The sequence below is a fragment of the Vreelandella rituensis genome (assembly GCF_003336665.1).
Classification (GTDB): Bacteria; Pseudomonadota; Gammaproteobacteria; order Pseudomonadales; family Halomonadaceae; genus Vreelandella; species Vreelandella rituensis.
This window is the reverse complement of record NZ_QPIJ01000020.1, coordinates 22,204-48,605: the sequence shown is the minus strand read 5'-3', so window position 1 is coordinate 48,605 and position 26,402 is coordinate 22,204. Positions and strand designations below refer to the sequence as shown.

General features: G+C 57.9%; 21 protein-coding genes and 2 tRNA genes. 19 read left to right on the top strand and 4 right to left on the bottom strand.

Going from position 1 to position 26,402, the window contains the following annotated elements; all coding sequences use genetic code 11:
• Positions 1-3: 3 nt before the first annotated feature.
• Complete coding sequence (locus DU506_RS10125) at positions 4-1,959, bottom strand: MBL fold metallo-hydrolase (RefSeq protein WP_114486822.1); 1,956 nt, start codon at positions 1,957-1,959, stop codon at positions 4-6.
• 144 nt (positions 1,960-2,103) lie between these two features.
• Here DU506_RS10125 and dapB point away from each other — a divergent pair, with 144 nt between their 5' ends.
• From dapB to greA, 4 genes are all read left to right on the top strand, one after another.
• The gene (gene dapB / locus DU506_RS10120; protein WP_114486821.1) at positions 2,104-2,922 is read left to right on the top strand and encodes a 4-hydroxy-tetrahydrodipicolinate reductase; all 819 of its coding nucleotides are present in this window, start codon (positions 2,104-2,106) and stop codon (positions 2,920-2,922) included.
• 318 nt (positions 2,923-3,240) lie between these two features.
• The gene (carA, locus tag DU506_RS10115) at positions 3,241-4,386 is read left to right on the top strand and encodes a glutamine-hydrolyzing carbamoyl-phosphate synthase small subunit (protein WP_181870737.1); all 1,146 of its coding nucleotides are present in this window, start codon (positions 3,241-3,243) and stop codon (positions 4,384-4,386) included.
• Positions 4,387-4,435: 49 nt separating this feature from the next.
• Positions 4,436-7,666, top strand: a complete 3,231-nt coding sequence (carB, locus tag DU506_RS10110; RefSeq protein ID WP_114486819.1) for a carbamoyl-phosphate synthase large subunit — start codon at positions 4,436-4,438, stop codon at positions 7,664-7,666.
• Complete coding sequence (gene greA / locus DU506_RS10105; protein ID WP_114486818.1) at positions 7,663-8,139, top strand: transcription elongation factor GreA; 477 nt, start codon at positions 7,663-7,665, stop codon at positions 8,137-8,139. The genes carB and greA overlap by 4 nt, the downstream gene beginning before the upstream one ends.
• Positions 8,140-8,250: 111 nt before the next feature.
• Here the strand turns inward: greA and yhbY are convergent, their stop codons facing one another.
• Positions 8,251-8,577 (bottom strand): ribosome assembly RNA-binding protein YhbY, encoded by a 327-nt coding sequence (gene yhbY / locus DU506_RS10100; RefSeq protein ID WP_114486817.1) that lies wholly within the window; start codon positions 8,575-8,577, stop codon positions 8,251-8,253.
• Between the two features lie 100 nt (positions 8,578-8,677).
• Between yhbY and rlmE the strand changes: the two genes are divergently transcribed.
• From rlmE to pnp, 15 genes are all read left to right on the top strand, one after another.
• A complete protein-coding gene (gene rlmE, locus DU506_RS10095) occupies positions 8,678-9,382 on the top strand; it encodes a 23S rRNA (uridine(2552)-2'-O)-methyltransferase RlmE (protein ID WP_114486816.1) in 705 nt (234 codons plus the stop codon).
• Between the two features lie 249 nt (positions 9,383-9,631).
• A complete protein-coding gene (ftsH, locus tag DU506_RS10090) occupies positions 9,632-11,617 on the top strand; it encodes an ATP-dependent zinc metalloprotease FtsH (protein ID WP_114486815.1) in 1,986 nt (661 codons plus the stop codon).
• Between the two features lie 115 nt (positions 11,618-11,732).
• Positions 11,733-12,635 (top strand): dihydropteroate synthase, encoded by a 903-nt coding sequence (gene folP, locus DU506_RS10085; protein ID WP_114486814.1) that lies wholly within the window; start codon positions 11,733-11,735, stop codon positions 12,633-12,635.
• Complete coding sequence (gene glmM, locus DU506_RS10080) at positions 12,632-13,981, top strand: phosphoglucosamine mutase (protein WP_114486813.1); 1,350 nt, start codon at positions 12,632-12,634, stop codon at positions 13,979-13,981. The genes folP and glmM overlap by 4 nt, the downstream gene beginning before the upstream one ends.
• Positions 13,982-14,062: 81 nt before the next feature.
• Positions 14,063-14,812 (top strand): triose-phosphate isomerase, encoded by a 750-nt coding sequence (gene tpiA, locus DU506_RS10075; RefSeq protein ID WP_114486812.1) that lies wholly within the window; start codon positions 14,063-14,065, stop codon positions 14,810-14,812.
• A gap of 4 nt (positions 14,813-14,816) precedes the next feature.
• The gene (secG, locus tag DU506_RS10070; protein WP_114486811.1) at positions 14,817-15,176 is read left to right on the top strand and encodes a preprotein translocase subunit SecG; all 360 of its coding nucleotides are present in this window, start codon (positions 14,817-14,819) and stop codon (positions 15,174-15,176) included.
• Between the two features lie 21 nt (positions 15,177-15,197).
• A tRNA-Leu gene (locus DU506_RS10065) sits at positions 15,198-15,284 on the top strand.
• Positions 15,285-15,402: 118 nt separating this feature from the next.
• A tRNA-Met gene (locus tag DU506_RS10060) sits at positions 15,403-15,479 on the top strand.
• Positions 15,480-15,722: 243 nt separating this feature from the next.
• The gene (gene rimP, locus DU506_RS10055; RefSeq protein ID WP_114486810.1) at positions 15,723-16,181 is read left to right on the top strand and encodes a ribosome maturation factor RimP; all 459 of its coding nucleotides are present in this window, start codon (positions 15,723-15,725) and stop codon (positions 16,179-16,181) included.
• Positions 16,182-16,257: 76 nt separating this feature from the next.
• Entirely contained in the window at positions 16,258-17,772 is a 1,515-nt protein-coding gene (nusA, locus tag DU506_RS10050; RefSeq protein ID WP_114486809.1) for a transcription termination factor NusA, read from the top strand.
• A gap of 27 nt (positions 17,773-17,799) precedes the next feature.
• On the top strand, positions 17,800-20,349 hold the full coding sequence (infB, locus tag DU506_RS10045) for a translation initiation factor IF-2 (RefSeq protein ID WP_114486808.1): 2,550 nt from the start codon (positions 17,800-17,802) through the stop codon (positions 20,347-20,349).
• Positions 20,350-20,368: 19 nt separating this feature from the next.
• Positions 20,369-20,785 carry a 30S ribosome-binding factor RbfA gene (gene rbfA, locus DU506_RS10040; protein WP_114486807.1) on the top strand — a complete coding sequence of 139 codons (417 nt, stop codon included), beginning with the start codon at positions 20,369-20,371 and terminating at the stop codon, positions 20,783-20,785.
• Positions 20,785-21,705: a tRNA pseudouridine(55) synthase TruB gene (gene truB / locus DU506_RS10035; protein WP_114486806.1), complete on the top strand. Its 921-nt coding sequence runs from the start codon at positions 20,785-20,787 to the stop codon at positions 21,703-21,705. The genes rbfA and truB overlap by 1 nt, the downstream gene beginning before the upstream one ends.
• A 106-nt stretch (positions 21,706-21,811) precedes the next feature.
• Positions 21,812-22,081 (top strand): 30S ribosomal protein S15, encoded by a 270-nt coding sequence (rpsO, locus tag DU506_RS10030; RefSeq protein ID WP_114486805.1) that lies wholly within the window; start codon positions 21,812-21,814, stop codon positions 22,079-22,081.
• 156 nt (positions 22,082-22,237) lie between these two features.
• Positions 22,238-24,385 carry a polyribonucleotide nucleotidyltransferase gene (gene pnp, locus DU506_RS10025; RefSeq protein WP_114486804.1) on the top strand — a complete coding sequence of 716 codons (2,148 nt, stop codon included), beginning with the start codon at positions 22,238-22,240 and terminating at the stop codon, positions 24,383-24,385.
• Between the two features lie 273 nt (positions 24,386-24,658).
• Here the strand turns inward: pnp and DU506_RS10020 are convergent, their stop codons facing one another.
• Positions 24,659-25,837: an acetyl-CoA C-acetyltransferase gene (locus tag DU506_RS10020; RefSeq protein ID WP_114486803.1), complete on the bottom strand. Its 1,179-nt coding sequence runs from the start codon at positions 25,835-25,837 to the stop codon at positions 24,659-24,661.
• A gap of 177 nt (positions 25,838-26,014) precedes the next feature.
• Positions 26,015-26,395 (bottom strand): aspartate 1-decarboxylase, encoded by a 381-nt coding sequence (gene panD / locus DU506_RS10015; protein WP_114486802.1) that lies wholly within the window; start codon positions 26,393-26,395, stop codon positions 26,015-26,017.
• Positions 26,396-26,402 lie beyond the last annotated feature (7 nt).

The following is a 26,402-nucleotide window of genomic DNA, read 5'->3' as shown; positions in this document are numbered from 1 at the left end:
AGTTCAGCCCTGCTTGTTGCCGGGAGCCTCGGCCAGGCGGGGAAAATACGGCCGAATCTCGGCATAAAGCGTTTCGGCATCGTTGGCGTGGCGCCGCGAGAAATGAAAGGGCACCAGCTGGCCGACATTTGCGGCGGTGGCTATTTCGCCGCAGGCGCGGGCGGTCAGGTGGCCGGTGCGTCTGGCCTGGTCGGCCTCATCTTCACGAAAAGGCGCTTCGCAGAACAGCACATGGGCATCCCGGGCCAGAGTGATCAAGCGCTTGCGGTTGTCTTGGGTGTCGCCCAGGTCGGTGGCATACACCAACCGTTTGCCTGGCTCGGTAAACAGCAAGGCCCGGGATAGCGTCGCCACCGGCGCAGACTCGCCATTGGGCAGGGTCATCCGGGCGTCGCTATTACCCGTTCGAACGCAGTGCTTGAGTTCGCCCAGCCAAGGGCCCGGCGTCAGGCCATGGGCTTCAAGCCGCTCTTTGCGCACTTTTATCTGGGCCTGAGGCTCAAAAGCGAACGCCAGCACCGGCGTGCCGTGATCGAGCGTCGTGGCGCGTACCCGAAGTTCCTGTTCTTCGAGCAATATGCCAGCTTGGACCGGGCAGGCGGGAAGGGCTGTCAGCGCTTGACCGGCAGTCAGCAAATAATGTTTGAGGGTGTCCCCATGAAGTTCCTGGATTTCAAAGCGTGGTGCCCTGTCCGCCACCCGGTCCCAAAGTATCCCGCGCACCAGACCGGCCAAGTGCTCGGCAAGGCCGGGAGGGCCGTAAAACCGGCAGGCGGGAAAGTCCCCAATTCGCGAGCGCAGCAGCCAGAGAAAGCCACCAATGTGATCGATGTGCGCATGGCTGATAAACACATCGCTCACCTGATGGGCGAGGCGCGATGTCAGGCGGCCGGGGTCGCCCAGATCGAAAAGCAGGCTGCGCTTCTGGTGCCGCATGCGTAAATGCAAAAGAGGGTCGCCGAAAACCCCATTCATCAATGTCACCATACCGTCATTGAGACGAAGCGTCGGACGCGGCCCGTTCTGTGCGTCAAGCGGGGGAAGCGCAATGGCCGGTTCGACGGCAGGGGCTGCCTCAGGGGCTCGATAAGGCCGAGCGGTACCTAGCTGGCCATTGCGACGGCGCTGCGCATCGCGAATCACCAGAGTATGGGGCGGCTGTTCAAGGGTGGGGGCCAGAAAGTGCAGTCTGTCGCCGCGAAGCTCGATGATCTCACCCAGCGCCAGCGTATTGCCTTGTGCATCGAGTAAGCCAAGCTGGCGGCCACGCCAAGCGTCGGTGGCCCTGCGTGGCGGTGGCGTACCAATCACGGCCAGGCGTGAAAGCCCGATGCTCTGCTCGGTGGCACTGGCCAGGTAAGCGTCCCAGGCCTGGGTGCGGCGTTGGGTACGCAATTGCTTGCCCGGATGCTGAGCCTGAGGGTCGGGGGTGAGCGTCAACTGTTCGACCCCCAGGGCGCGATACTCCTGGCTGAGTGCATCGGGAGCATCACTGGGTGCCAACTTGACCAGGGTATCGATGCGCCCCGAGCTGACAAGGGCCGGCAGCAGCTCGGCGCCACCAATGCCGCGTACCACGCCGGGTGCATCCACGATCAAGGGCGTTTCTGCCAAGGAGGCACAGAGGTGACGTAGCGCCTCGACCAGCGGCAACCGGAAGCGCGAAGCGTCGAGGGTCGCCAAGGCCGCCACTTTCTTGAGCTGCCAGTCGCCTGCGCCATGTTCGTCCTGCTGCCACTTCCCCAGGCACAGCGCGCCGGGCGGGCCGAAGCCGGGCAGGCCGGGGTCGGCGCCCAGGCAATAACAAGGTAGATTGTGCGCGGCGAGGCTCGCCGCAGCGGCTCGGGCAAGCGTGGTCTTGCCGCTGCCGGATGGGCCGGTCAGCAGTGCCCGCGAGTGTCGCTTCAGCCGTAGAACTATAGGGTGGTCTATCGAAAGGCGGCCGGTTTCCTGCAGCATGGCGGCTCCTTGCGTGGGTTGGCAGGGGTATCTCCAGTGTGGTTGATTCGGCGGTGACTGCCCAGCCGCCTGCTGCCCGAGGAAGGCCCGGCTCTGGTATACTCGACGCCATTGTTGATGTCATTGAACTTTGCAGGAGTCCGCATGAGTCGTCACGCCCCCCGTATTGCCATCGTCGGTGTCGCCGGCCGCATGGGCCGCACCTTGGTAAACGCTGTTGAACAAGAGGCTGGCGCCACCCTGGCCGGCGGTATTGTCGAGCCGGGAAGTTCGCTTGTCGGGACGGATATCGGTGAGCTGGCCGGGCAGGGCAAGCTGGGTGTGACCGCAGTGGACTCGCTGGCCGCGATCGTCGATGACTTCGATGTCCTGATCGATTTCACCGCCCCCCAGGTGACGCTTTCCAACCTGGCATTTTGTGCCGAGCACGGCAAGCGCATGGTGGTCGGCACCACCGGCATGAACGATGCCGAACTTGCCGAGCTGGACGGCTATCGCGCCAAGTTGCCCATGGTATTCGCGCCCAACATGAGCGTGGGGGTCAACTTGACGCTTAAGCTATTGGAAACCGCCGCCAAAGCGCTGGGCGACGAAGGTTACGATATCGAAGTGATCGAAGCTCACCATCGCCACAAGGTGGACGCGCCTTCGGGTACCGCGCTCAAGATGGGGGAAGTGGTGGCTGAATCCCTGGGGCGTAGCCTCGATGAACACGGGGTATTCACTCGCGAAGGGCAGTGCGGGCCGCGCACCGATAAGGAAATCGGCTTTGCCACGGTGCGGGCCGGCGACATCGTGGGGGAGCATACGGTGATGTTCGCGACAGAAGGTGAGCGAATCGAAATCACTCACAAAGCCAGTAGCCGCATGACATTCGCCAAAGGCGCAGTGCGTGCCGCGCGTTGGGTGGCGGACAAGGAAATCGGCCGTTACGACATGCAGGATGTGCTGGCATTGAACTGAGGCTCCTTGGGGGTAGTCGAGGGGCGCTAAATCCTGTAAAATTGCAAAAATTTGGCCGGGTGCCTGAAGCAGAATAGTGACTAAAATTATAGAGTAGTTATAAAAGTAGTCATAAGACGGCGCGCTTGTTGCGTTGGCCAACCCGAGCATCGAACAACAAGCGGGATGAAACCGATTTTTCCATCGGCTTTGTCCCGCTTTTTTACGACCCGAAATTCGTTGATCGTGGGTGCGAACTTTCTCGCATCCGCAGGATTGCCGAGCCTGCGCCCACGGGCTCCACCAGCATGGGAGGATCTTGTCTTGAACAAACCCGCATTGAACAAACCCGCGATACTGGCTCTGGAAGATGGCAGTGTATTTCATGGCACGGCCATCGGTGCCGATGGACAAACCAGCGGTGAGGTGGTGTTCAATACGGCCATGACCGGTTACCAGGAGATTCTGACCGACCCCTCCTATACCCGGCAGATCGTTACCCTGACCTACCCGCATATCGGCAACACCGGGGTTAACGCTGAAGATGTGGAGTCCGACGGTATCGCCGCGGCCGGTCTGGTGATCCGTGATCTCCCCTTGATCGCCAGCAATTTTCGCAGTGAACAGACACTTTCCGACTACCTGAAAAGCCAGAACGTCCTGGGCATTGCCGATATCGACACTCGCCGTCTGACGCGGATTCTGCGCGACAAGGGGGCTCAGAAAGGGGCGATTCTGGCGGGGCCGGATGCCGAAGGTGAAGGCGCCGTCGAGCGTGCGCTTGAAGCAGCCAAGGCATTTCCTGGCCTGAAAGGCATGGACCTGGCCAAGGTGGTCTCTTGCCAGACCCCTTACGAGTGGAGTGAAGGCGAGTGGACCCTGGGCGAGGGCTATGCCGATACCACCCAGGGCGAACGCCCCTTCCATGTGGTGGCCTTCGATTTCGGGATCAAGCGCAACATCATGCGTATGCTCGCGTCACGCGGTTGCCGCTTGAGTGTGGTGCCGGCGCAAACCCCGGCCGCCGAGGTGCTGGCGATGAACCCCGACGGGATTTTCCTGGCCAACGGCCCGGGCGACCCGGAGCCCTGTGATTACGCCATCAAGGCGATTGAGCAGCTTCTGGAAACCGATATTCCCATGTTCGGTATTTGCCTGGGCCATCAATTGCTGGCCCTGGCCAGTGGCGCCAAGACAGTGAAAATGAGCCATGGCCATCATGGTGCCAACCACCCGGTGCAAGACCTGGATACTGGCAAGGTAATGATCACCAGCCAGAACCACGGTTTCGCTGCCGATGAGTCGACGCTGCCCGCGACACTGCGCGCCACGCATCGCTCGCTGTTCGACGGCACCTTGCAGGGAATCGAGCGTACCGATCGCCCGGCCTTCAGTTTTCAAGGCCATCCGGAAGCCAGCCCCGGCCCGCGTGATGTCGCACCCTTGTTCGATCGTTTTGTCGCGATGATGCAGGCGCGTCGCTAACGCGAGCCCGAAATCCGTCGTCATTCGTCACTTTTTTGCGGGAACCGTCATGCCCAAGCGTACCGATATCAACAGCATTCTTATCATTGGCGCCGGCCCGATCGTGATCGGCCAGGCCTGTGAATTCGACTACTCCGGCGCCCAGGCGTGCAAGGCGCTGCGCGAGGAAGGCTACCGAGTCATTCTGGTCAACTCCAATCCGGCCACCATCATGACCGACCCGGCCATGGCCGATGCCACCTATATCGAGCCGATTACCTGGCAGACGGTGGAGAAGATCATCGAAGCCGAGCGTCCCGATGCGATTTTACCCACCATGGGTGGCCAGACCGCGCTCAACTGCGCCCTGGAACTGGACGAGCATGGCGTGCTCGAGAAATACGGCGTGGAGATGATCGGTGCCAATGCCGAGGCGATCAACAAGGCCGAGGATCGTGACCTCTTCGACAAGGCGATGAAAAACATCGGTTTGGCGTGCCCCAAGGCCAAGGTGGCTCACTCCATGGCCGAGGCCTGGGAAATCCAGGCCGAGCTCGGCTTTCCGACCATCGTGCGTCCCTCCTACACCATGGGCGGCTCCGGTGGCGGGGTGGCGTACAACAAGGAGGAGTTCGAGGAAATCTGCGGGCGTGGGTTCGAGCTTTCCAACAACCATGAGCTGCTGATCGATGAATCGCTGCTGGGTTGGAAGGAATACGAGATGGAGGTCGTTCGCGACAGGAACGACAACTGCATCATCGTCTGTGCGATTGAAAACTTCGACCCCATGGGCGTGCACACCGGCGACTCGATCACCGTGGCCCCGGCCCAGACGCTGACCGATAAAGAATACCAGATCATGCGCGATGCCTCCCTGGCAGTGCTGCGTGAAATCGGTGTCGAGACCGGGGGCTCCAACGTCCAGTTCGGTGTCGATCCCAAGACCGGGCGCATGGTGGTCATCGAGATGAACCCCCGTGTCAGCCGCTCGTCTGCGCTGGCGTCCAAGGCGACCGGCTTCCCGATTGCCAAGATCGCCGCCAAGCTTGCCATCGGTTACACCCTGGATGAGCTGCAAAACGACATTACTGGCGGCCGCACCCCGGCGTCGTTCGAGCCTTCGATCGACTACGTGGTCACCAAGATTCCGCGTTTCACCTTCGAGAAGTTTCCTCAGGCCAATGACCGTCTGACCACGCAAATGAAGTCGGTGGGCGAGGTGATGGCCATCGGGCGCACTTTTCAGGAGTCCTTGCATAAGGCATTGCGTGGCCTGGAAACCGGCAACGACGGACTCGACCCGATCATTACCGATTTCACACCGGATGCCATGGCGCATATCAAGGGTGAGCTTCAGGCCGCTGGCGCCGAGCGCATCTTTTATATCGCCGATGCCATGCGTGCCGGCATGAGCGTCGAGGAGATTTTCGAGCTGACCAATATCGACCCCTGGTATCTGGTGCAGATCGAAGACCTGGTGCGCACCGAGCAGGGAGTCGCCAAACGCTCTCTATCCGACTTCAGCGCAAGCGAGCTGTATGCCATCAAGCGCAAGGGCTTTTCCGATGCGCGTCTGGCAAGCCTGTTGGGCGTCTCGGATAAAGAGTTCCGCAAGACACGTCAGAAGCATGGCATTCGCCCGGTCTACAAGCGTGTGGATACCTGTGCCGCCGAATTTGCCTCCGATACTGCCTACATGTATTCCACTTATGAGGAAGAATGCGAGGCTGAGGTTTCCGATCGCCAGAAAATCATGGTGCTGGGCGGCGGGCCCAACCGTATCGGTCAGGGGATCGAATTCGATTATTGCTGCGTGCATGCGGCGCTGGCGATGCGCGAGGATGGTTACGAGACCATCATGGTCAACTGTAATCCGGAAACCGTCTCCACCGATTACGATACCTCGGACCGTCTCTATTTCGAGCCGGTGACGCTGGAAGACGTTTTAGAGATCGCCGACAAGGAAAAACCGGTCGGCGTGATCGTGCAGTTCGGCGGCCAGACCCCGCTCAAACTTGCCCGTGAGCTGGAAGCCGCCGGCGTGCCGATCATCGGTACCACACCGGATGCCATCGACCGCGCCGAAGATCGCGAGCGCTTTCAGGTGATGATCGAAAAGCTGGGTCTCAAGCAGCCGCCCAATGCCACGGCGCGTAGCTTTGAAGAAGCCTTTGCCAAGGCGGAAGCGATTGGCTACCCGCTAGTGGTACGTCCAAGCTATGTGCTGGGCGGTCGGGCCATGGAGATCGTCTACGACGCCTCCGAACTTGAAAACTACATGACCAACGCGGTCAAGGTGTCCAACGATTCGCCGGTACTGTTGGATTATTTCCTGAGCGCGGCCATCGAGATCGATATCGATGCGGTCAGCGACGGTAAGCAGGTGGTGATCGGCGGCATCATGCAGCACGTAGAGCAAGCGGGCGTTCACTCCGGCGACTCTGCCTGCGCTTTGCCGCCGTATTCGCTGCCTGCCGAGGTGCAGGATGAAATGCGCGCCCAGGTCAAGCGCATGGCCGTGGAGTTGGGTGTGGTGGGGCTGATGAACGTCCAGCTGGCCTGGCAGGATGGCGAGATCTACGTGATCGAGGTCAATCCGCGCGCCTCGCGCACCGTGCCCTTCGTCTCCAAGTGCATCGGCACGTCGCTGGCCAAGATCGCCGCACGTTGCATGGCAGGAAAATCCTTGGCCGACCAGGGCTTCGAGCGTGAAATCGTACCGCATTTCTACAGTGTCAAGGAGGCGGTCTTCCCGTTCAACAAGTTCCCCGGCGTCGACCCCATTCTGTCGCCGGAAATGAAGTCTACCGGGGAAGTCATGGGAAGCGGGGATACCTTCGCTGAAGCTTTCTATAAGGCGCAGCTGGGGGCGGGTGAAGCTATTCCGGCGCTTAGCGGCGAGCGCAAGGCATTTCTTTCGGTGCGTGAGCCGGACAAGGCGGGTGTTATCGAAGTGGGTCGTTCTCTGCTAGCATTAGGGTTCACGTTGTGTGCCACAAGCGGTACGGCGGCAGCCCTTGAGGCGGCCGGGCTTGCTGTGGAACGTGTCAATAAAGTCTTTGAAGGCCGCCCGCATATCGTCGATTTGCTCAAGAACGACGAGATAGCCTATATCGTTAATACTACCGAAGGTCGTCAGGCGATCAACGACTCTTCGGTTATCCGCCGTACCGCACTTGCGCGCAAGGTGCCCTATGCCACCACCTTGGCGGGCGCTAATGCGGTGTGCATGGCACTGGAATACGGCAATGACATTACCGTACGGCGATTACAGGAACTGCATGCAGGAGCAACGCAATGAATAAGGTCCCAATGACCGTCGCTGGTGAGAAAAATCTGCGCGATGAGCTGAATCATCTCAAGAGTGAAGCGCGCCCTCGGGTGATCGCCGCGATTGCCGAAGCCCGCGAACATGGCGACCTCAAGGAAAATGCTGAATACCATGCCGCCCGTGAGCAGCAAGGATTCATCGAAGGGCGGATTCAGGAGATCGAAAGCAAACTTTCCACCGCTCAGGTGATCGACGTGACCAAGCTGCCCAGGACGGGCAAGGTGATCTTCGGGGTCACCGTCGAGTTGATCAACCTGAATACCGATGAGGAAGTCACCTATCGGATCGTGGGTGAAGACGAAGCCAATATCAAAGAAGGACGTATTTCCGTGACGTCACCCATTGCGCGAGCCATGATCGGTAAGGAAGAAGGTGACGTCGTCGTGGTGAAAACCCCGGGCGGTGAAGTCGAGTACGAGATTGGCAACGTCGAACATATCTAGCGTCTTGTCTGTAAAACTGTCGGCATAAACTTGCCGGCATAAAAAAGCCCGCGACCAGGTCGCGGGCTTTTGCGTACGGCTAGCCCCGGTTGAGGAGCGCAAGCAGTGCGTTCAGTGACGGCCGTGATGATTCTCGAAGCGTTTGATGTTGGAAAGCTTCGGATTGACCTGAGGGTTGTGACGATACAGCAGCGCCATCTTGCCGATGGTCTGGATCAGTTCGGCGCGACTATCAGCCAGAAGCTCGCTGATCATCACTGCCCGATCATCGCGCTCCGGCAAGGCTAGCTTGACCTTGATGAGCTCGTGATCGTTGAGGGCGCGATCGAGTTCCGCCAGCAGATTCTCCGAAACACCATTCTCGGAAACGGTGACGACGGGGCTGAGGTGGTGGCCGATGCTGCGAAATGCTTTCTTTTGTGCCTGTGACAAGCTCATGGTATCTTGCGGTATCCCAGTTAGCGCTTAACGCTCCATCTTACGGTGAAACGCCTTGAGGTGAAAGCGCTCTTATCTTTCCGACGTGCCTAGATCCCTCATGCAACAAAAGCCTTCAAGTCGCAAGCGTTCCAATGTCAGTAAAAAGCCCGGTAGCAATGAGGCTGCTGGTAGCCACAAAAAAACCAGCAAGACCAAAACCAGTTCCACCTGGATGAAAGAGCATTTTGACGACCACTATGTACAGCGCAGTTGGGAAGATGGTTACCGCTCGCGGGCCAGTTACAAACTGTTGGAGCTGGATGCCAAGGATATGCTGTTTCGTCCCGGCATGACGGTAATCGACCTGGGGGCGGCACCCGGTGGCTGGAGTCAAGTGGCCGCGGAAAAGGTAGGGCCCGAAGGGGTTGTGATTGCCTCGGATATTCTGGAAATGGATGCCTTGGCAGGTGTTGAGTTCATACAAGGCGACTTTACCGAGCAGAAGGTGCTGGAAGCTATCCTCGCAACGTTGGGAAATCGGCCGGTTGACCTTGTGTTGTCGGATATGGCCCCCAATATGAGTGGTATGGCGGCCATTGATCAGCCTCAAGCGATGTACTTGGTCGAGTTGGCGCTGGAATTGGCGAAAGAAACGCTTTCTCCGCAAAGCCGTTTTTTGGCTAAGGTGTTTCAGGGGGAAGGATTCGATGCCTACCTGAAAATGTTGCGTGTCCACTTCAAACGTGTGGTGACGCGCAAGCCGGAGGCCTCTCGTGCTCGTTCGCGTGAAGTTTATCTATTGGCGGAAGGCTTTCGTGGCTAAACTCGATATTAGCTGTATCAATGCCAAGGTGGGTGTTTTCTCTTGAATGGATTGAAGCTGTAATAGACTGAATCAATCGAAGCGATTGCCGGACAGGCAGACGCAAAATGTGTCACATTAGACCTAATTGATAGGCGTGACACAGATGGCCCGAAGCCGGATGGTTTCGGTAATGGTTGAACGCTTGATGTTGGAGTAGGTCAAACCATCAACGTTTAACTGACAGATTCTTGCAATGAGGGTACTCCCTTGAATGATATGGCGAAGAACCTGATTCTGTGGTTGGTCATCGCGGCCGTTCTGCTGACAGTGTTCAATAATTTCACGACTGAAACCGCTCCTCAGACCATGAACTATTCCCAGTTCGTGGAACAGGTGCAGAATCAGCAGGTACGCAGCGTCACCATCGATGGTTACACCATCAGCGGTGAGCGTGCGGACGGCTCGCAGTTCCAGACCATCCGTCCAGCGGCGGAAGATCCCAAACTGATGGATGATTTGCTGGCCAACGACGTCACCGTGGTAGGCAAGGAACCCGAGCAGCAAAGTATCTGGACGCGACTCTTGATCGCGAGCTTCCCGATCCTGCTGATCCTGGCGATCTTCATGTTCTTCATGCGCCAGATGCAGGGCGGTGCTGGGGGCGGCAAGGGTGGCCCCATGAGCTTTGGCAAGTCCAAGGCCAAGCTGCTTTCCCAGGACCAGATAAAGACGACGTTTGCCGATGTAGCCGGTTGCGATGAAGCCAAGGAAGAAGTTGAAGAACTGGTCGACTTCCTGCGCGAACCCACCAAGTTTCAGCGCCTCGGCGGTACCATTCCCCGTGGCGTGTTGATGGTGGGGCCGCCGGGTACCGGTAAGACGCTGCTGGCCAAATCCATTGCCGGTGAGGCCAAGGTGCCGTTCTTCTCGATCTCGGGTTCCGATTTCGTCGAGATGTTCGTGGGTGTCGGTGCATCACGTGTGCGCGACATGTTCGAACAGGCTAAAAAGCAAGCGCCCTGTATCATTTTCATCGATGAGATCGATGCGGTGGGCCGTTCGCGTGGTGCAGGCATGGGTGGCGGCAATGATGAGCGTGAGCAGACGCTGAACCAGCTGCTGGTGGAAATGGACGGTTTCGAGGCCAATGAAGGCGTTATCGTCATCGCTGCCACCAACCGTCCCGATGTTCTGGATCCGGCACTGATGCGTCCGGGCCGTTTCGATCGCCAGGTAACGGTGGGTCTGCCCGATATTCGTGGTCGTGAGCATATTCTGGGCGTTCACCTGCGCAAGGTGCCGCTGGCGGATGACGTCAAGCCGCAGCTTATCGCACGGGGTACGCCGGGCTTTTCCGGTGCCGACCTGGCCAACCTGGTCAACGAGGCGGCACTGTTCGCCGCACGGCGTAATCGGCGTCTGGTGGGTATGGAAGAGCTGGAGCTTGCCAAGGACAAGATCATGATGGGCGCCGAGCGCAAATCCATGGTCATGACCGACAAGGAAAAGCTCAATACCGCCTATCATGAATCCGGTCATGCGGTGATCGGTCTGGTGATGCCGGAGCACGATCCGGTCTACAAGGTGACTATCATTCCACGCGGTCGAGCGCTGGGTGTGACCATGTTCTTGCCGGAAGAGGATCGCTATAGCCTGTCGCGTCAGCAGATCATCAGCCAGATATGTTCACTGTTCGGCGGTCGCATTGCCGAAGAGATGACCTTGGGGCCGAATGGCGTGACCACCGGGGCCTCCAACGACATCAAGCGTGCTACCGAATTGGCCCATAACATGGTGGCCAAGTGGGGACTCTCCGACGAGATGGGCCCGATCATGTACGACGAGGACGAGTCACATCAGTTTCTCGGCGGCCCGGGTCAGGGTGGCTCCAAGATGAAGTCCGGTGACACGACCACACGGCTCGACAAGGAAGTGCGCAAGATCATCGATGGTTGTTACCACCAGGCCAAGCAGATCCTGGAAGATAACCGTGACAAACTTGATGCCATGGCCGAAGCGTTGATGAAGTATGAAACCATCGATGCCGACCAGCTCAAGGATATTATGGAAGGGCGTGCTCCTCGGCCACCCAAGGACTGGGATGAAGGTGATTCCAGTGGAGGTGCCAAGGTCGAGGACGATGTTCGAAATGATACAAAAGCATCCGAGCCAAGTGACGATAGCGATGGGGAAGGAGATGACGAACCGAGTCGTCGTCCCTCTGACCCCTTGGGTGGGCCGGCAGGCTCCTAGTCGCTGATTTACTCGATGTCTGCTTTTATACTGATGGGCGTCCCTAGCGGGGCGCCTTTTTTTGCTATTCTGGAGAGAGTCAGTAACATTTCTTCTTTTTTAACCAGGCGACAACATGCAATCCACGGTTGATACCCATACCGACCACGAGCCCCATTTGCGCTGTGGGCGACACCTTCTGGATCTCTCCTTTCCTCGCGTGATGGGAATTCTTAATGTAACGCCAGACTCCTTTTCCGATGGCGGCAAGCATCTGGCTCAGGAGGATGCCCTGCGCCATGCCGAGACGATGTTGGCCGAAGGGGCGGCGATTATCGATGTAGGCGGGGAGTCGACCCGCCCGGGTGCCTCACCCGTCAGTGCCCAGGAGGAGCTGGACCGCGTTGCGCCGATTGTCGAGCGGTTGGTATGCGAGCTGGATGCGTTGGTATCCGTGGATACCAGTTGCCCGGAAGTGATGCGTGAGGTTGCCGCCCTGGGGGGTGGCATGATCAATGATGTGCGAGCGCTGGAGCGTGAAGGGGCTTTGGCGGCGGCCATGGGAAGTGGCTTGCCGGTATGCTTGATGCATCGCCAGGGTGAGCCGCAGGACATGCAGCAGGCGCCGCACTACACCTTACCGATTGAAGAAGAAGTGGCGGACTACCTGGCCCGGCGAGTCGCACAATGCGAAGCCGCCGGACTGCGTCGGGAGCGCTTGCTTCTTGACCCAGGCTTTGGTTTTGGCAAGAGCGTGGAACACAATCTGCGCCTGCTCAACCGTATGCAGGGGTTGACCCGGCTAGGATTGCCGCTGTTGGTGGGTATGTCACGCAAAAGCATGATCGGAAAAGTGCTCGGACGTCCCGTCGAAGAGCGCTTGGCCGGTGGATTGGTGTTAAGCGCCATGGCGGTGGAGCGCGGCGCCAGAATTCTGCGGGTACATGACGTCGCCCCGACGATGGATGCCATCAACATGGCGTGGGCGGTGCTCCAGGAAGGAAATGAACAACGGGCAACAGAGGGAATCGGCTCATGACACGACGTTATTTTGGTACCGATGGTATTCGAGGGACGGTCGGGCAAGCCCCGATCACCGCTGACTTCATGCTCAAGCTGGGCTGGGCGACAGGCCGCGTGTTGAATCGCGAACGTGGTCGTGCCCGGGTCTTGATCGGCAAGGATACGCGGATATCGGGGTATATGTTCGAATCCGCGCTGGAGGCAGGGTTGTCGGCGGCGGGTGTGGATGTGTCTCTGCTTGGGCCAATGCCGACGCCGGGGATTGCCTATCTGACGCGTACATTTCGTGCCGATGCCGGCATCGTGATTTCCGCTTCGCATAATCCCTTTGCCGATAATGGCATCAAGTTTTTCTCTTCGGAAGGCACCAAACTTGCCGACGGGATAGAAGAGCAGATCGAAGCCGAGCTCGAAAAGCCATTGACCACGGTGGCTGCATCACAGCTGGGCAAGGTGGCGCGTATCGACGATGCGGCCGGGCGCTATATCGAGTTTTGTAAATCAACGCTAGCGGATCGCTTGAGCCTGCACGGGTTGAAGATCGTGCTCGATTGCGCGCATGGGGCGACGTATCACATCGCTCCTAATGTATTCAGGGAGTTGGGTGCCGATGTCAGTGTCATCGGGGCCAGTCCGGATGGCCTGAACATCAATCACGAAGTGGGAACCACTCATCCGGCGGCTTTGCGCGCCGCAGTGATTCAGCAGGGCGCGCAGTTAGGTATCGCCTTTGACGGCGATGGCGATCGTGTCTTGCTGGTGGATGCCGAAGGCCGTGAGATCGATGGCGACGACATTCTGTATCTGATTGCCACGGACCGTCACGCGCAAGGCAATCTCAACGGCGGGGTGGTGGGCACCCTGATGTCCAACTTTGGATTGGCCATGGCCATGGAGCAGTTGGACATTCCTTTCGAGAGGGCCAAGGTTGGCGACCGCTATGTGGTGGAGCGCATGGCGGCCAATGGCTGGTATTTGGGTGGGGAATCCTCCGGGCACATTGTTTGCGGCCATGTACAGTCTACCGGTGACGGGATCGTCTCTGCGCTGCAGGTGGTGGCGATAATGATGCGCGAGGGCAAACCCTTGTCGAAACTGCTCGCCGGTTTGGAGAAAGTGCCTCAGGTGCTGGTTAATGTACGTTTGCCGACCGGCACTCATGCCAAGACGGTAATGGCATCGGAGCCGTTGCAGCAGGCGGTGATAGCGCTGGAAACCGAGCTCGGCGAACAGGGGCGTGTCTTGCTGCGGGCCTCGGGCACCGAGCCTTTGATCCGCGTGATGGTCGAAGGCAGGGCGCATCTGGATGTCGAGGCGCTGGCGCAGACACTGGCCCGAAAGGTACAAGCCTTGCTCGATTAGTCCAGCTGTGCTTGCGTCAGCGGTTGTCTTGACAAGGCCGCTCCTATACCATTTCGCTCCACCTTGAGTTAGGAAAGTACGATGCGTACGCCCTTGATTGCCGGCAATTGGAAAATGAATGGCTCCACTGCGTTGGTGGAAGCTTTTGGTAAGGTATTCTCACAGCCAGGGTTGCCGGTGAACGTGGACGTTACGATTCATCCGCCTTTTCCTTATCTTGAAGCGGCGCGGCGAGCCTTCGCCGATACACGGCTCACTCTGGGCGCGCAAACGCTGAACCCGTTGCACTCCGGAGCGCATACTGGCGAAGTGAGCGGCGGCATGCTCAAGGAGCTGGGTGTCGAATATGTACTCATCGGCCATTCCGAGCGACGCAAGCTGTATCGTGAAAGTGATGACCACGTTTGCGACCGTGTATTGGCCGCCTTGAGCGCGGGTATAAAGCCTATCTTGTGTGTCGGAGAAACGCTTGAAGAGCGTGATGCCGGGCGTACCATGGAAGTGGTGTTGCAGCAGGTGGGGCACGTGATGGCGCCTCTGGAACCCGCGCAGCGTGCCCGGTTGGCAATTGCCTATGAGCCGGTATGGGCCATTGGTACCGGTCGTACGGCAACGCCTGAGCAGGCTCAGGAGGTCATGGCTGGAATTCGCCACTATCAAGCGGGTTATGATGAAGAACTGGCGCAGCAGTTGCGCTTGCTTTATGGCGGTAGCATGAACGCCAAAAATGCGGCTGAGCTGCTTGCTCAGCCGGATATCGACGGCGGTCTGGTGGGGGGAGCCTCGCTCAAGGCCGAAGACTTTTACGCCATTTGTCAGTCAGCAGGATAATTCCATGCAAGTTGCAATTCTCATGATTCATGTGGTGATCGCGATCGCCCTGGTCGTCTTGATCCTGTTACAGCAGGGCAAGGGCGCAGAAGCTGGTGCCGCTTTTGGTGGTGGTGCCTCGCAAACCGTATTTGGCTCACGCGGTAGCGGAAGTTTTCTTGCGCGTTTTACCGCCTTCCTGGCAGCGGCGTTCTTCGTGACGTCAATGACCTTGGCGTATTTCGCCACCCAGGCCGGCCAGGCGCCGGATGCCGGTGTGCCGGACGCACGTTTGATCGATCAACAGCGCAGTTTGCCAACGCTTGACGACGATGCCCCAAGTGTGGATAATACCGCGCCAGTGCTTGAGGAAAGCAGCGACTAGCTTTCTTGAGCCTCCCCTGATGCCGAAGTGGTGGAATTGGTAGACACGCTATCTTGAGGGGGTAGTGACCGTATGGTCGTGCGGGTTCAAGTCCCGCCTTCGGCACCATCTGATTTACTGGCAGCCCTATCGTCAGTGTTCCAGAATTCAGGTTTGGTACCTGAGACGAAAAAAGATTAACTTGACGTAAGTGGCAAGTAGGTCTATTATCGTCAACCTAGATTGATGCGGGGTGGAGCAGTCTGGTAGCTCGTCGGGCTCATAACCCGAAGGTCATCGGTTCAAATCCGGTCCCCGCTACCATTTTTTAGGCAGTCACTTGTTAGTCCTCTTAAGTGGAAACATGTGAGAAAAGCCTAAGTGGTACAACAGGTTTCTTTCAAAAAGCCCCTTCCTGTGAAGGGGCTTTTTGTTAGCAAGCCGTCTCAATAGCGGATGTCTACCGGTTTGCCGGAGACACGTTTCCGGGTAACGCCAATCAGCCACCTAGCTTCTCTTTCAACTCCTGGCCAGGTGCCTGATGCAACGGCTATAGGAGCTTTGTCTGTGGCCATTAAACACGCTGCGCTTTACGCGCTGATCGAGCCTGTCGTTGCTGCCATGGGGTTTGAACTATGGGGTATCGACCATCTGTCCCAAGGCAAGCACTCGCGACTGGTAGTTTACATTGAGCGCGATAGCGGCGTCAGCGTAGAAGACTGCGCCGATGTCAGTCGTCAAGTAAGCGCTGTCTTCGATGTGGAAGACCCCATCGCCGGTGAGTATCGGCTTGAAGTCTCTTCTCCGGGCATGGCGCGCCCACTTTACACCTTGGACCATTACATCCGCTTTCAGGGACACCAGATAGCCTTGAAACTACGTCTTCCTTTCGATGGGCGACGCAAGTTTCAAGGGCTGCTAGCCGGTGTTGAAGGGGATGACGTGCTGCTCCAGTTCGAAGGTGAAGAGTACTGTTTTCCCATAGAAAGCATTGACCAGGCGCATATCGTACCGCAGTTCGAGTAGCACTCGATGGGGTGACGCCGTCGGCAGGCAGCCGGGCTGATGCACATAAGGACAGGTTTTCTGGCGAGGCAAACGCATGAGTAAAGAAATTTTAATGGTCGTCGACGCGATCTCCAATGAAAAAGGCGTCCCGCGAGATGTAATCTTCGAAGCGGTTGAGGCGGCATTGGCTAGCGCGTCGCGTAAGCGGTTCGAGAGTGAAGAAGCCAGCGTGCGCGTCCATATCGATCGTCGCACTGGCGACTATCAAACGTTCCGTTTCTGGACGGTGGTGGAAGACGATGAGTTCGAAACCCCGGATTACGAAATCAAGGAAAGCATTGCCGAGCAGCGTGATCCGCCGCTCAAGCGTGGCGATGTGGTTGAAAAACTGATCGACAATGCTGTGTTCGGACGCATTGCGGCGCAAACCGCGAAGCAGGTCATCGTGCAGAAAGTGCGTGAAGCCGAGCGAGCTGAAGTCGTGCGGCAATATACCGATCGCGAAGGCGAACTGGTGGCGGGTATCGTCAAGAAGACGACCCGTGATGGTTTGATCATCGATCTTGGCGATAACGCGGAAGCGTTCCTGCCGCGCCAGGAAATGATCCACGGCGAACGCTACCGCATGAATGAGCGGGTGCGGGCGCTGCTGGTCAAGGTGGATCCGGAGGCACGTGGTGCACAATTACTGCTGTCACGCACTTGCCCTGAATTGATCATTGAACTATTCAAGATCGAAGTGCCGGAAATTGCCGAGCAACTTATCGAAATCAAGGGTGCTGCCCGCGACCCAGGCTCAAGAGCCAAGATCGCGGTCAAGACCAACGACCGCCGCATCGATCCGGTCGGCGCCTGCGTCGGCATGCGTGGTTCGCGGGTGCAGGCGGTGTCCAGTGAGCTGCAAAATGAGCGTGTGGACATCGTGCTGTGGGACGACAACCCGGCGCAACTGGTGATCAATGCCATGGCCCCGGCGGATGTCGGCTCCATCCTGGTGGATGAAGATGCCCACGCCATGGACGTCGCGGTGGCGGAAGATAACCTGGCTCAAGCGATTGGTCGCAGTGGTCAGAACGTGCGCTTGGCGTCGGAGCTTACCGGTTGGCGGATCAACGTCATGACCGAGGGTGAAGCCGAGTCAAAGCGTGATCAGGAAATTGATACGCTAGTGGATTCCTTTATTCAGCATCTGGGCATCGATGACGATATTGCTCGGCTGCTGGTGGAAGAAGGCTTCACTACCCTGGAAGAAATTGCCTACGTGCCGCTGGAAGAAATGCTTGAAATCGAGGAGCTGGACGAAGACTCGGTGGAAGAGCTCAGAGCGCGCGCCAAAGATGAACTGCTGACCATGGCGATTGCTTCGGAAGAAGCACTCGACGGGGCTCAGCCGGCAGAAGACTTGCTGGGAATGGAAGGCATGGAACGTCATCTGGCGTTCATTCTTGCCAGTCGCGGTATTGTCACAATGGAAGATCTTGCCGAGCAGGCTGTCGATGATCTGGTCGATATCGAGGAGTTGGACGAAGCGCGCGCAGCGGCACTGATCATGACTGCCCGTGCGCCCTGGTTTGAAGACGATGCCATGTCGGAATCAAACACACAGTAAACAGGTCACGGGCTGAGGAGGGTCGAGATGTCAGATATGACAGTAAAAGATTTTGCAGCAAAGGTGGGCCGCGATGTGCCCCGCCTGCTGGAACAAATGAAAGAAGCCGGATTGGACCATGCGTCTGAAAACGCCGTGGTATCCGAGGAAGACAAGCATAAGCTGCTGAGTTTTCTGAAGAAGAGCCATGGTGATGAAGATGACGCCAGCAAGAATCGGATCACACTGACGCGCAAGACGCGCAGCCGGATAAAGACCGGTGAGCGTGGCAAGACGATTGAAGTTCAGGTGCGCAAGAAGCGTACCTACGTCAAGAGTGACGAGGAAGAGAAGCCCAAGGCACCGGAACCCAAGCATAGCGGGCCGCGTCAGCTGGTCGGTGATATGGCGGACTCCCAGCAAGCCAAGGCTGAAAAGGACGTCCGTGACGCTGAAGAAGCTCGCGTGCGTGAAGCCGAGCAAGCCAAGGTTCGTGCCGCTGAGAAAGAAGCGCGTGAAGCCGCCGTCAGACTCGCCACTGCCAAAACTCAGGAAGTACCTGAAGTGCCGGTCCCCGAGCTTGACGACAATCAGCCTTCCGAAGAGCAGCCCCCGGCACCGCCCAAGGAAGGTCGTAGCGACCGTCGTACCGCACCGCCCAAGAAGACCGCGGCGAAAGCCAAGAAAGGGCGTCGGGATGATGAAGATCGTGGCGATCGCGAAGAGCGTAAACGTGGCGGTGGCGCTAAGAAAGTCAAGCGCGCCGAGCGTCGTGGCGGTCGTCGCAGTGGTGGTGGTAGCCAGGGCGGCGGCAAGCACGGCTTCCAGAAGCCTACCCAGCCGATCGTGCGTGAAGTGTCGATTCCCGAATCGATCAGCGTCGCTGAGCTGGCGGACAAGATGTCGATCAAGTCCAATGAAGTGATCAAGGCGATGTTCAACATGGGCGCCGCGGTCACCATCAACCAGACTATCGATCAGGACACTGCTGCGATCGTTGTCGAAGAGATGGGCCACAAGGCCAAGCTGGTCAAGGACGATGCGCTCGAGACCGAAATGCTCGCAGGCATCTCCTACGAAGGCGAAGAAATCACCCGTTCACCGGTCGTCACGGTGATGGGTCACGTTGATCACGGCAAGACCTCCTTGCTGGATCATATTCGTCGCGCCAAGGTGGCGACCGGTGAAGCCGGCGGGATTACCCAGCATATCGGCGCCTACCATGTTGAAGATCAGCACGGTGGTGTCACCTTCCTGGATACGCCCGGCCACGCGGCCTTTACCGCCATGCGTGCTCGCGGTGCCAAGGCGACCGATGTGGTCATCCTGGTCGTCGCGGCCGATGACGGCGTCATGCCGCAAACGATCGAGGCGATCGAGCACTCCAAGGCGGCCGAAGTCCCGATCGTAGTGGCGGTCAACAAGATCGATAAGCCGGGTGCCGATTTCGATCGTATTCGTAATGAATTGTCGCAACACGGCGTCATTTCCGAAGAATGGGGCGGCGATACGCAGTTCGTGCATGTTTCCGCCAAGACCGGTGAGGGTATCGAAGAGCTGCTGGAAGCCATTCAGCTGGTCTCGGAAGTGCTTGAACTCAAGGCCGTGCCGGAAGCGCCGGGTAAGGGTGTGGTGGTTGAATCACGCCTGGACAAGGGCCGTGGCCCGGTCGCCACGGTACTGGTACAGAACGGCACCTTGAAGAAGGGTGATATCGTCCTGGCCGGCCTGCATTACGGCCGCGTGCGTGCTCTGACCAACGAACTTGGCAAGCAAGTTGCGGAAGTCGGCCCGGCAATGCCGGTGGAAATTCAAGGGCTTGACGGCACACCGGATGCCGGTGATGACTTCATGGTCGTCGCGGACGAAAGAAAGGCGCGTGAAGTCGCCAACTTCCGTCAAGGCAAGTACCGCGAAGTACGCCTGGCACGCCAGCAGAAATCCAAGCTGGAGAACATGTTCAGCCAGATGGGTCAGGATGAAGTGGCCAAGGTCAACATCGTGCTCAAGGCTGACGTTCAAGGCTCGCTGGAAGCTATCAAGGGTGCGCTTGAAGAGTTGTCCACCGATGAAGTCGAAGTGGCGGTGGTGTCATCCGGCGTGGGTGGTATCACAGGTACCGATGCCAACCTGGCCTTGGCCAGTGACGCTATCGTGGTCGGCTTCAACGTGCGTGCCGATGTCGCGGCCCGTGAGATCATCGAACGTGAAGGCCTGGATCTGCGCTACTACAGCGTCATCTATCAGCTGATCGACGAGGTCAAGCAGGCGATGAGCGGTATGCTTGCGCCCGAGTGGAGGGAAGATATCGTCGGCATCGCCGAAGTGCGCGATGTGTTCCGCGCACCCAAGATTGGCGCCGTGGCAGGCTGCATGGTTGTCGAAGGCAGCGTGCATCGCAACAAGAAGATCCGCGTGTTGCGTGAAAACGTCGTCATCTACGAAGGCGAGCTCGAATCCCTACGTCGCTTCAAGGACGATGTCCAGGAAGTGCGCAGCGGCATGGAGTGCGGCATCGGGGTGAAGAACTACAACGATGTTCAGGCCGGCGACAAGATCGAAGTCTTCGACCAGATCAGAGTCGAGCGTAGCCTGTAACGCCTAGCGGGAGATAACGATGCGTGAATTCAAGCGTACCGACAGAGTCGCCGATCAGCTCCAGAAGGAGCTGGCGGTACTCATCCAGCGTGAAGTGAAAGATCCACGTCTGGGCATGGTGACTGTCAGTGGTGTGACGGTAAGCCGCGATCTGGGCTACGCCGATGTCTATATCACGCTGCTAGGTGAGAATAGCGACGAGGACATCAAGGAAAACCTGAAGGCACTCAAGCGTGCCGGCGGATTTCTGAGAAGCCAGGTCGCTAAACGCATCAAGTTGCGCCATGTGCCGGAATTGCGCTTTCATTACGACGAGAGCGTGGTACGCGGTCAGCATCTCTCTTCGCTGATTGATGAGGCCGTCACCACTGACCGTGCACGCTATCAAGGCGATGAGGATGACACTGACGCCGAGCAAAGTGAGGAAACTCGCTAGTGGCGCGTCAACGTCGCGGTTTGCCAGTGAATGGCGTACTGCTGCTGGATAAGCCTAAAGGGCTTTCCAGCAACCATGCCTTGCAACGTGTTCGGCGTCTGTTTCAGGCGCAAAAGGCGGGGCATACCGGCACGCTCGACCCCATGGCGACTGGCTTGCTGCCGGTGTGCCTGGGGGAGGCGACCAAGTTTTCTGCACACTTGCTGGAAGCCGACAAGGTTTACCGCACCCGTGTCGAGCTAGGGGTGATAACCGAGACCGGAGATGCCGAAGGTGAGGTCATCGAACGGTGTGAGGTGCCTCCCTTGGCAAATGCCGAAATAGAGGCGGTGCTTGAGCGTTTTCGTGGTGAAATCGAGCAAGTTCCCCCGATGTATTCGGCGTTGAAGCACCAGGGTCGCAAGTTGTACGAACTGGCCCGTGAGGGCAAGACAGTCGAGCGTGCAGCGCGTCGCGTAAGCGTGTATGATGCGCGGCTGCTGGCATGTGAAGCGCTGGCTTTCGAGCTGGAAGTCAACTGCAGCAAGGGCACTTACATCCGTACCCTGGCTGAAGATATCGGGCATGCCTTGGGCTGCGGGGCGCACATCAGCGCACTGCGCAGGCTCAAGACAGGCCCCTTCACGGCGCAACACATGTGGACACTTGAAGCTCTTGAGGCGCTACCGGATCAGGCCGCGCGTGAAGCGCAGCTGCTTTCGGTGGATGCCTTGGTTGAGCATTTGCCAATATTGACGGTGGATGCTCAAGCCTCGGCTCGATTGAGCCATGGCCAGAGTGCCCAGCTTGATGCCTTGTCGTTAGGCTCGGGTGAGCTGGCAAGACTTTACCATGATGCGGCCTTTATCGGTCTCGGTGTGGTGAAGGGCGCACAGGAAGTAGCGCCCAAGCGTTTGTTGAGTACGGTCGCCATTTCTTGAAATGGGCCCAGGCAACGAGCGTAAAATGGAATAGCACGCTTGAGACTGCAAATATGCGTGGTCTCACACATTCATTTATTAGGCATATTGCTTACTGGAGAAACAGATGGCACTGACCGCTGAACAGAAAGCCGGAATCGTCAACGATTTCGCGCGCGGCGACAACGATACCGGCTCCCCTGAAGTGCAAGTCGCACTCCTGAGCGCCAACATCAATGGCCTGCAGGATCACTTCAAGACCAACAAGCAGGATCACCACTCTCGTCGTGGCCTGATCCGCATGGTTAACCAGCGTCGTAAGCTGCTGGATTACCTCAAGCGTAAGGACCTGGCGCGTTATCAAGCGTTGATCCAGCGTCTGGGTCTGCGTCGCTAAGCAGCACGCAGTCGAGGTACCGAAACGGGCAACCCCAAGGGGTTGCCCGTTTTGCTGTGGGGGTGGTGAGCAACGATGGTAGCCCTCGGGCGCCACAGCGCCTAGAATGACGAGAGTCAAAAACGACCAAACAGAATAGACAAGTAGATATCGATAATGCTGAAGGAAGTCGCCGTGAATCCGGTCAAGAAAACGTTCCAGTACGGTCGTAGCACCGTTACTCTCGAAACCGGGCGTATCGCCCGTCAAGCCACTGGCGCCGTCATGGTCACCATGGATGATACCGTGGTGTTGTGTACGGTCGTGGCCAAGAAAGAAGCCAAGCCCTCTCAGCCGTTCTTTCCCCTGTCGGTCCACTATCAGGAAAAAACCTACGCGGTAGGCAAGATTCCTGGCGGTTTCTTCAAGCGTGAAGGCCGCCCGACCGAGAAAGAAACCCTGACATCGCGATTGATCGACCGCCCGATTCGTCCGTTGTTTCCCAAAGGTTTCATGAACGAAGTCCAGGTAATCTGTACGGTACTTTCGACGGATCGTAACCACGATCCCGATATTGCCGCGCTGCTGGGCACTTCAGCGGCATTGATGATTGCCGGTGTGCCGTTCAACGGGCCGATCGGTGCGGCACGCGTGGGCTTCAACGAAGAACAGGGTTATTTTCTCAACCCGACCGTGGAAGAACTGGCCTCCTCCGAGCTGAACATGGTGGTGGCGGGTACTGAAAAAGCCGTCCTGATGGTGGAGTCGGAAGCCCAGGAGCTGCTGGAAGACGAGATGTTGGGCGCCGTGCTGTACGCTCACCAGGAAATGCAGACTGCTATCAGTGCGATCAAGGAACTGACCGCTGAAGCGGGTAAGCCCAAGTGGGATTGGCAGCCGGCGGAAGAGAACGTCGCTCTGAGAGCCGCCGTTGCCGATGCCTTTGAAGCCAAGGTCGGCGAAGCCTATCGCATTATCGACAAGATGGCGCGCCAGGATGCGTTAAGTGCTTTCAAGGCCGAGGCTATCGAAGTCCTGGCTGGAGAAGAAAACGCTTTCAGTGCGGAAGACGTTGCCTCCGCCTTCTCCGCCTTGGAAAAGCGTGTGGTGCGCTCGCGTGTCGTCAAAGGCGAACCGCGCATCGATGGCCGTGATAACGTTACCGTTCGTCCGTTGGCCATTGAAGTCGGTGCGCTGCCCAAGGCACATGGCTCAGCCATTTTCACCCGGGGTGAAACTCAGGCGATTGCGATTGCCACGCTAGGCACCTTGCGCGATTCTCAGTTGATCGAATCACTGGAAGGCGAGCGCAAGGATCGCTTCATGCTGCACTACAACTTCCCCCCTTATTGCGTGGGCGAAGCGGGCTTCATGGGAGGCCCCAAGCGGCGTGAAATCGGTCACGGCCGTCTGGCTCGTCGGGGCATACAGGCGATGCTGCCCTCGGAAGAGGCTTTCCCCTATACCATTCGTGTAGTGTCGGAAATCACCGAATCCAACGGCTCAAGCTCGATGGCCTCGGTGTGTGGCACCTCTCTGGCGCTGATGGATGCCGGGGTGCCGCTCAAGGCGCCGGTAGCCGGTATTGCCATGGGGTTGGTGAAAGATGCCGATGGCTTTGCGGTACTCACCGATATCCTGGGTGATGAAGACCATCTGGGTGACATGGACTTCAAGGTGGCCGGCTCCGCTGAAGGCGTGACCGCGTTGCAGATGGACATCAAGATCGAAGGCATCAACGAAGAAATCATGGAAACCGCGCTGCAACAGGCTAATACGGCGCGTTTGCAGATTCTCGACCAGATGAACCTTGTCATCGGCCAGAGCCGTACCGACGTGTCCGACAATGCTCCCTCGATGGCCACGATCAAGATCGCACCGGACAAGATCCGCGATGTGATCGGCAAGGGTGGCGCGACCATTCGCAAGATCTGTGAAGATACCGGTGCTTCCATCGACCTCGACGATGACGGCAGCGTGCGTATTTACGCGGAAGACAAGGCCGCTGCGCAACGTGCCATCGACACGGTATTGGAAATCACCGCGGAAGCGGAAATCGGCAAGCTCTATATGGGCAAGGTCGTTCGTATCGCCGACTTTGGTGCTTTCATCAACATCATGCCGGGTACCGATGGCTTGGTGCATATCTCCCAGATCGTGCCGGAACGGGTCAATGATGTGCGTGAATACCTTAACGAGGGTGATAATGTCGTGGTCAAGGTGCTCGACATCGACAACCGTAACCGGGTGAAGCTCTCGATCAAGGAAATTACCGAAGAAGAGAAGGCGGCTTTCGAAGCGGAAGGCGTGGCGACGACTGAATAACTGTAAATGGTTAGGATTAGGATGTAGCCAGCTTTTAACACCCGTTGACATTGGAAGCTCGCCAACGAGCGAGTGAAACCACGTCTAACGGCGCAGCCGCTTAGGCGTGGTAGTTCATGAAAGCGTTTTAAGAAAGTGCCATAAGAAAACGCCCGCGATGAGGTTTCACTAACCTTGTCGCGGGCGTTTCGTTTTATTCGAGCCTGAGTGTGATGCTAGAACCGGGCCGTGAAGCCCGGCTCTGATACGAGGCTTTTAGTTAGTTGCCGGACTTCAGTTGCGCTCGATGGCGAGTGCCACGCCTTGGCCACCGCCGATACAGAGTGTCGCCAGACCCTTCTTGGCATCACGTGCAATCATTTCATGCAGCAGGCTGACCAGTACCCGGCAGCCGGAAGCGCCGATCGGGTGACCCAAGGCAATCGCGCCGCCATTGACGTTGATCTTATCGGTATTCCAGCCCAGCTCCTTGTTGACGGAAAGAGCTTGAGCGGCGAAGGCTTCGTTGGCTTCGACCAAGTCCAGGTCGTCCAGGCTCCAGCCGGCTTTTTTCAGGCACAGGCGGGTAGCGGGTGCCGGTCCCAGGCCCATGATCGCCGGGTCGACGCCGGCATTGGAATAGGCGACGATGCGCGCCAGCGGCTCAAGGCCCAGTTGCTTGGCTTTCTCGGCCGAGCAGAGCATGACCACGGCAGCGCCATCATTGATCGAAGAAGCGTTACCTGCAGTCACCGTGCCGTCTTTCTTGAAAGCCGGGCGCATGCCGCCGAGTTTTTCCGCCGTTACTTCGCGTGGCCCTTCATCGGTATCGAACACGATCGGGTCGCCTTTGCGCTGGGGAATCTCCACCGGCACGATCTGGCTCTTGAACCGACCATCCTTGATCGCCTGAGACGCCTTGTGTTGAGACGCCGCGGCAAATTCATCCATCTGCTCACGGGTAATCTCGTATTTCTCTGCCAGATTTTCGGCGGTAATGCCCATATGGTAATTATTGAAAGCATCCCACAGGCCGTCATGCACCATGGTGTCGAGGGCTTTCCAGTCGCCCATGCGCTGACCGGTGCGTGAGTTGGGCAGGACATGGGGCGATAGACTCATGTTTTCCTGACCCCCCGCTAGAATCAACTCGGCATCGCCACAACGAATCGCCTGAGTCGCCAAGTGCAATGCTTTCAAGCCGGAGCCGCATACCTTGTTGATGGTCATGGCCGGAACGCCGTCAGGCAAACCGCCCTTGATAGATGCCTGGCGTGCCGGGTTTTGGCCGACACCCGCCGTCAATACCTGGCCCAGCAGGACCTCATCCACTTGGTCGGGAGCAACACCGGTAGAAGCCAGGATATCCTTGATTACGAGGGCACCCAGGTCACTAGCAGGAATGCCGGCGAGAGAGCCGCCGAAAGTGCCGATAGCGGTACGGCGGGCGGCTACAATTACCACTTCTTGCATAACATAACTCCTCAACAGGGTAGATTGGACAAGCCGGTGGGCAGCTGTCCGATTAATGACATTACCCTGTCAGCATAGGGGAGGGTAGTGCGCTGCGACAATAAGCTTTTCGTTTACATCGGGTAACGCAAAACGGGCCGACGATGTCGGCCCGTAAAGGGGAGTAAAACCGGGGTATTATGCTAACTGTATGGGGATTGCGTTACTGGTATGGCTGACCACATTGCCTTCCTGCAAATACACCAATGCAGGTTGATGAGCATCCAGCTCCGCTTCACTGTAGTGAGCGTAACTGCAAATAATTACCCGGTGGCCGGGGCTGGCCAGGTGGGCGGCGGCGCCATTGATGGAAATCATCCGTGAGCCTTCTTCACCGCGAATGGCATAGGTGGTGAAGCGTTCGCCGTTTTCCACGTTGTAGATCTGGATCTGTTCGTTTTCACGAATGCCAGCCATATCGAGCAGCTCGCCGTCAACGGCACAAGAGCCTTCGTAATTGAGTACCGCGTGCGTTACGCGGGCCATGTGAAGCTTGGCCTTGAGCATAATGGTATGCATGAAAATA

Coding starts and splice junctions, on each gene's coding strand:
- DU506_RS10125 (WP_114486822.1), bottom strand. CDS start 1,959: ATGCTGCAGGAAACCGGCCGCCTTTCGATAGACCACCCTATAGTTCTA.
- dapB (WP_114486821.1), top strand. CDS start 2,104: ATGAGTCGTCACGCCCCCCGTATTGCCATCGTCGGTGTCGCCGGCCGC.
- carB (WP_114486819.1), top strand. CDS start 4,436: ATGCCCAAGCGTACCGATATCAACAGCATTCTTATCATTGGCGCCGGC.
- greA (WP_114486818.1), top strand. CDS start 7,663: ATGAATAAGGTCCCAATGACCGTCGCTGGTGAGAAAAATCTGCGCGAT.
- yhbY (WP_114486817.1), bottom strand. CDS start 8,577: ATGAGCTTGTCACAGGCACAAAAGAAAGCATTTCGCAGCATCGGCCAC.
- rlmE (WP_114486816.1), top strand. CDS start 8,678: ATGCAACAAAAGCCTTCAAGTCGCAAGCGTTCCAATGTCAGTAAAAAG.
- folP (WP_114486814.1), top strand. CDS start 11,733: ATGCAATCCACGGTTGATACCCATACCGACCACGAGCCCCATTTGCGC.
- glmM (WP_114486813.1), top strand. CDS start 12,632: ATGACACGACGTTATTTTGGTACCGATGGTATTCGAGGGACGGTCGGG.
- tpiA (WP_114486812.1), top strand. CDS start 14,063: ATGCGTACGCCCTTGATTGCCGGCAATTGGAAAATGAATGGCTCCACT.
- secG (WP_114486811.1), top strand. CDS start 14,817: ATGCAAGTTGCAATTCTCATGATTCATGTGGTGATCGCGATCGCCCTG.
- nusA (WP_114486809.1), top strand. CDS start 16,258: ATGAGTAAAGAAATTTTAATGGTCGTCGACGCGATCTCCAATGAAAAA.
- infB (WP_114486808.1), top strand. CDS start 17,800: ATGTCAGATATGACAGTAAAAGATTTTGCAGCAAAGGTGGGCCGCGAT.
- rbfA (WP_114486807.1), top strand. CDS start 20,369: ATGCGTGAATTCAAGCGTACCGACAGAGTCGCCGATCAGCTCCAGAAG.
- rpsO (WP_114486805.1), top strand. CDS start 21,812: ATGGCACTGACCGCTGAACAGAAAGCCGGAATCGTCAACGATTTCGCG.
- pnp (WP_114486804.1), top strand. CDS start 22,238: ATGCTGAAGGAAGTCGCCGTGAATCCGGTCAAGAAAACGTTCCAGTAC.
- DU506_RS10020 (WP_114486803.1), bottom strand. CDS start 25,837: ATGCAAGAAGTGGTAATTGTAGCCGCCCGCCGTACCGCTATCGGCACT.
- panD (WP_114486802.1), bottom strand. CDS start 26,395: ATGCATACCATTATGCTCAAGGCCAAGCTTCACATGGCCCGCGTAACG.